This window comes from Sulfitobacter sp. F26169L, from assembly GCF_026410285.1.
Classification (GTDB): Bacteria; Pseudomonadota; Alphaproteobacteria; order Rhodobacterales; family Rhodobacteraceae; genus Sulfitobacter.
The window spans coordinates 1-5,282 of sequence record NZ_JAPMLP010000021.1 but is presented as its reverse complement, the minus strand read 5'-3'; the positions used below and the strand labels follow the sequence as shown (position 1 = coordinate 5,282).

5 protein-coding genes are annotated in these 5,282 nt (G+C 49.3%); all 5 read left to right on the top strand.

Annotated features, from left to right (window positions below; all coding sequences use genetic code 11):
• A partial coding sequence (locus tag OS189_RS18520; protein WP_267168814.1) for a BrnA antitoxin family protein occupies window positions 1-155 on the top strand: 155 nt, incomplete at its 5' end.
• Window positions 156-973: 818 nt separating this feature from the next.
• Window positions 974-1,981: a replication initiator protein A gene (locus OS189_RS18515; protein ID WP_267168813.1), complete on the top strand. Its 1,008-nt coding sequence runs from the start codon at window positions 974-976 to the stop codon at window positions 1,979-1,981.
• Window positions 1,982-2,060: 79 nt separating this feature from the next.
• Window positions 2,061-2,444 (top strand): MerR family transcriptional regulator, encoded by a 384-nt coding sequence (locus tag OS189_RS18510; protein ID WP_267168812.1) that lies wholly within the window; start codon window positions 2,061-2,063, stop codon window positions 2,442-2,444.
• A gap of 457 nt (window positions 2,445-2,901) precedes the next feature.
• Window positions 2,902-4,890, top strand: coding sequence for an acyltransferase family protein (locus OS189_RS18505; protein ID WP_267168811.1), 1,989 nt, complete (start codon window positions 2,902-2,904; stop codon window positions 4,888-4,890).
• Window positions 4,891-4,983: 93 nt separating this feature from the next.
• The coding region (locus OS189_RS18500; protein ID WP_267168810.1) for a BrnA antitoxin family protein at window positions 4,984-5,282 on the top strand (299 nt) is incomplete at its 3' end.

Here is a 5,282-nt window from a genome sequence, read left to right as displayed (position 1 = left end):
TGCGCAAGAATGTTGGGGGGCGCCCACGGTCGGCCTCCCCGAAAGTGCCAGTGTCGATCCGGCTCGATCAGGACGTGATTGCAAAGTTCAAGGCAACGGGGCCAGGCTGGCAGACCCGCATCAATGAGGTTCTGCGTAAATCAGCGGTTCAGTGAGCCACTGATCCTACCGTAATGAGCCATTATCGGGCGACAGCCACGGTTTTTTCGTAGATTTCAATCTATCGAAGAAAAAACTGGGGCGGGATAAATACACTACTCTTGATAGTATATCCTTTTAGTGGTGCCAAATGCCAAACGCTGTCGAAAAGCACATACGCGGCGGCTTTGCATTTGGCACCACTACCCTAGAGCGGGTTACTTCAATCTCGCTCTATAGGCCGCAAAACCCAAGGCTTTGGAAATCATTTTGCACCCAGCACGGGTTACCGTTCGATCCATCGCGCGGTGCATTGTATTTCCACCTGTTGCGGCCTTTCTCGATGGCTAACGCCTGTATCGCACCTAGAATATCCTTCATGCCTTAAAATAGCCGATCTCAGCGCTTTAAGCTGGATTTACCTACCGTGGGCAGGCTGAAAGCCATCAAGACCCTCTGAGCCCCGTTATATCGCCTCTGCGCAGCTAGAGAGCTTAGCTTCGTATCTGCTGAGAAGGCACCTGAGTTATTTCTCTATCTAAGTAATTTTTTTCATAGCTTACTATTTGGCGCTGTAATTTGCGGTTTTTGAAAAGTTATCCACAGGCCATGCCTAGTGTTAATAGTGTTACCTACGGAGTAGTGTTACGAATTCGCAAAGCGCCTTATTCATATAGCTCAAAGGTACCTCTGGGTTCCGAAAGGCACGAATTATGGTTCCGAAAGGCACGAATTATGGTTCCGAAAGGCACGAAACTGAAAAGCGCGAAAAATGGGTTCCTGATAGCACGAACTTTTGGGTTCCCGATAACACGAACATTTGCTAAGGTGCGGCATGGCTCTTTTACCCGATCGACACCCTCAAAAAGATTTCTTCATCCTCGACATCTCAGATGCCGTTCCAAAGGATGATACCGCTTCTATGGAACATCCAATGTTCTCTCTAGCGACTAAGCCGGACATGCGGCATTTGCTCTACCAGAGCGGGGAAAACAGCCTTGAGATTATCCCATCTGGCCTTGGGCTGCCCTCCATCAAAGACAAAGACATTCTCATCTTCTGCATCAGTCAGTTGATGCACCGGAAAAACCGCGGCGAAGAAATAGGGAAACGGGTCCGGTTCAGCGCCAGAGAACTGATGATAGCGACCAACCGCAACACTGATGGGCGCGAATACAAGCGTGTTGAAAAGGCTTTCCAGCGCCTGCAAGGCACTCAGTTTAAAACCAGCATCCGCACGGGTAACAAAAAAGAAGTCCGCATATTTAGTCTGATTGACGAAGGCGGATATGTGATGCGTCAGGAAGGTGAATGGCGGCTCGATTACTGCGAGGTTGTCCTGTCTGATTGGTTCATGCGCGCGATTGAAGCTAACGAAGTGGTCAGCATTTCAGAAGACTATTTTCGCCTCCGCCGCCCCCTTGAACGCCGCATCTATGAGATTGCTCGCAAACATTGCGGCAGCCAGAAACGCTGGCACATCAATCTCGCCAAACTCCAAGACAAAACGGGCAGCAATGCTCCGCTAAAGAAATTCCGCCTCAACATTCGCCAGATTATCGAAGGCGACCATCTGCCATTCTACAAATTAGAGCTGACCTCTGATGATCTGGTTATCTTCCGGCCACGTCAGAACCCTGTGACCATCGCAGCTGATATTTCCCTGCCGGATTGGGCCGAAGAAAAAGCCCGTGAGATCGCACGGAAAAAGGGCTGGGACTACCACGCCCTCCGCGCAAACTGGATGAACTTTGCGCACGAGGCTACAGGCAAGGGGAACCCACCACAAAATGCAGGGGCGGCATTTGTTGCCTACTGCAAAAAACAGGACGCACTAAGATGAAGGCGGATTATCCCAACGCAACGGCGCAACGCGTTGCGCAACAGACAAATGCAACGATACGCAACAGCAATGTAACGGCATGAAATACACGCTATCACAAGCCGCTTCTACTACAGGAAAAAACAAGGCAACCATTCAAAGAGCTATAAAAAGTGGGAAAATATCTGCTATAAAGAACTCATCCGGCGCTTATGAAATTGATCCATCCGAACTACACCGCATATTTCCTGCAACAGCGAAACGCGTTGCGCAACACGACAAATGCAACGACACGCAACACCCTCAAAAGCATGATGAAACGATGCAGGCGAAGCTGAATTTTATCGAAGCAGAACGAGATCGTGAACGCGAACAATTGCAGGCAACGATTGATGATCTGAGAACACGACTCGATAGGTCTGAAGAACGAATTACGGCTCTACTGCCGGCTCCAAAAAAGCGAAGCTGGTGGCCGTGGAAATAGGCTCCACAAACCCTCAACAACTGTTCAAATTTTGAACGAGGTTTGTGGCTGCGGAAAATGAGGCTGGGTGAGGTTGTGCCAAAAACGAGGGTTTTTGGAAGGGGCCTAAGGTCCGCAATGTGGACAAACCGGACTTGTGCAGTTGCGGCTGTCGCTGACGCAGAACCCATAGCACGTGCGGCACAATTTGGTCTTCGATGCAGCCAGAGTCGACGAACCGGTCATTGCCTGGAGTCGTGCTGCGCAAAATGCAAACTCCACTTTTGTTGTGCAAGGCATCAACAATCTAGAGGCGGATATAACGTTCTACAGATAGCATCCCCCCAGTAGAAAGAAACACTTGACGTGCAGGCCCGTTCAGAATTTATCTCGGTGAGGTCGCAGAAAAACCGAGAATATTTGATGGTTTATCGAGAGTTTATTGTGTTGCCAGATGCTTAATTTCGGAGATTTCTAATTGCGCGAATTTCGAAATGATATCGAGGGCATACGCGCAATAGGCGCCATCTTAGTTATGGCCTACCACATCTGGTCGCAGCGTGTTTCCGGTGGGGTTGACGTTTTCTTTGTCGTGTCAGCGTTCTTAATGACGGATATGCTACTGCGGTCGCGTGAACAGACCGGACGACTCGAAATTACGAAGTTTTACTCAAAGATTTTGGCACGGATTACTCCGCTAACCTATGTGGTTATTTCTGTGACGTTAATTGCTATCGTATTTCTGGTCAGTCCCACCTTTTGGCGCGTCCAGTTTAACGAAGCGATAATGGCGTCCATCCATCTCGAAAACTTCCATCTTGCGAGGACCAGTGCAAATTACCTAGATAGGAGTGGGATTCTGAGCCCGTTTCAACAGTTCTGGGCACTATCCTTGCAGGTGCAATTCTACGTAACGTTGCCAGTAGTCCTGACTGTCGCCCTTTCCGCTCAAAGGTGGCTAAATCGAGACAAATTGCAGATCTACACCGTCTTGGTTCTCGGTGCAGCCTCTTTCGGCTATGCACAGATTGCCCTAGCAAAAGATCCAGCCGCTGCTTATTTCAGCATTTTTACGCGGTATTGGGAATTTTCCATTGGTATGATGCTGGCCTTTCTGACCCGATATCGGTTTGGTCTTTCGAACAGCTTGAAACTGGTGGGATCAATTTTTGGACTCTTTGTGTTACTGGCTTGGGGCCTTATCGATTTTGGTAACTTTTATTATCCGGGGATCGTCGCGTTGGGCCCGGTGCTGGCTGCGGCTGTACTGATCCTTAGTGGCATGCAAGGATATAACGGACCGGTTCAATCAATCCTCAAGCATCCCTACGCCGTCGCCATAGGCAGTTTATCCTTCTCAATTTATCTTTGGCATTGGCCGATTTTTGTTTTTTCTCGCATCCTCACGGGCGACCAAGAAACGAGTATCCTGGTTGGCTTGGGTATAATTGCTTTGGCGATCGCGACAGCGTTTGCCTCTAAAAAGTTTATCGAAGAACCACTTCGAAACATTTTAAGAAACGGGCTTTATCGACCTTTTTTCGTAACTGCAGCCGTGTGCTCCATTCTATTGGCAAGTATCTTGCTGTTCCGGCAGGAGATCGTAAAAATTCAAAATGCCGCACCATCTTTTTATCAAACGTTTAACCAACGCCACTTCGATGGCGACGCTCTCTCTTTGCAAAGCAACGCCACAACCTTGAGTGCAAGACAATTTATCGCAGTCGGTCGTGATGTATCGGCAACGGCTTCGTTGAAATGTGATCCATTTAGTTCCCGCGATAAATCCCGGCCCAAACTCTGCAGCTTCGGGGACGTTGGTGCCGACCGCGTAGTCGTTCTGACAGGCGGATCACGTGCAGCCCATTGGGAACCCTTATTCTCAGAAATTGGTAAGAGGCATAATTTCGAGCTTATAAGCGCAACCAGATCCGCCTGCACGTTTGGGCATCTCGACGGACATAGTCCAGCATGCAGGGCTTGGAACGAGGCTGTTGTGTCCGAGATCGTCTCAATACAGCCTGACTATGTAATTGTTAGTGCGACCCGCTTGGTCAACAAAGGAGCAACTGTTACCGAACATGTGCCGGAGACGTTTGTGGCCCAATGGCAAAAAATCCTTTCGGCAGGCATCCCGATCATCGCATTACGTGACACGCCAATACAGGTTCAACATCCGAATAACTGCCTTTGGATGAATCAGGAAACTGCGCATATTTGTGGTACACCAGCATCCGAAATTTTTCCTAAAACCATTTCGGGTATAGATTTCATTTTGGAAAACGAAGCACAAATTAGCTACCTTGATATGACGCCATTGTTTTGCACAGAAACGATTTGTCCCGTCTACTTCGATGGACGCTTAATGTATCGTGACAGATCACACTTAACGAAATCCTATATGATCTATATTTCCAAGATTGCTGAGGAGCGCTTTGCCAAACGACTTCCTGAGTTTTTCGATTGAAACGCCCAGACGCCGACCAGGACAGTGTCGTTTTCCTGATGGCGTTTCGGTGATCTCCATGCGCCCTGCAAGCCGCAAGGAAAGGAGTTTGCTATGACTGCCAAGAAGCACACGCTGATTTCTGATGCTGAGGAAGCTCGCATCCAGAAGATGATTGCCAGTGATCCCGATGCGCCTGAGGTGACGCCCGAACAGGCTACAAAAGCGAAACCCTTTGCCGAGGCCTTTCCAGCTCTGGCCGAGACAATGCGCAAGAATGTTGGGGGGCGCCCACGGTCGGCCTCCCCGAAAGTGCCAGTGTCGATCCGGCTCGATCAGGACGTGATTGCAAAGTTCAAGGCAACGGGGCCAGGCTGGCAGACCCGCATCAATGAGGTTCTGCGTAAATCAGC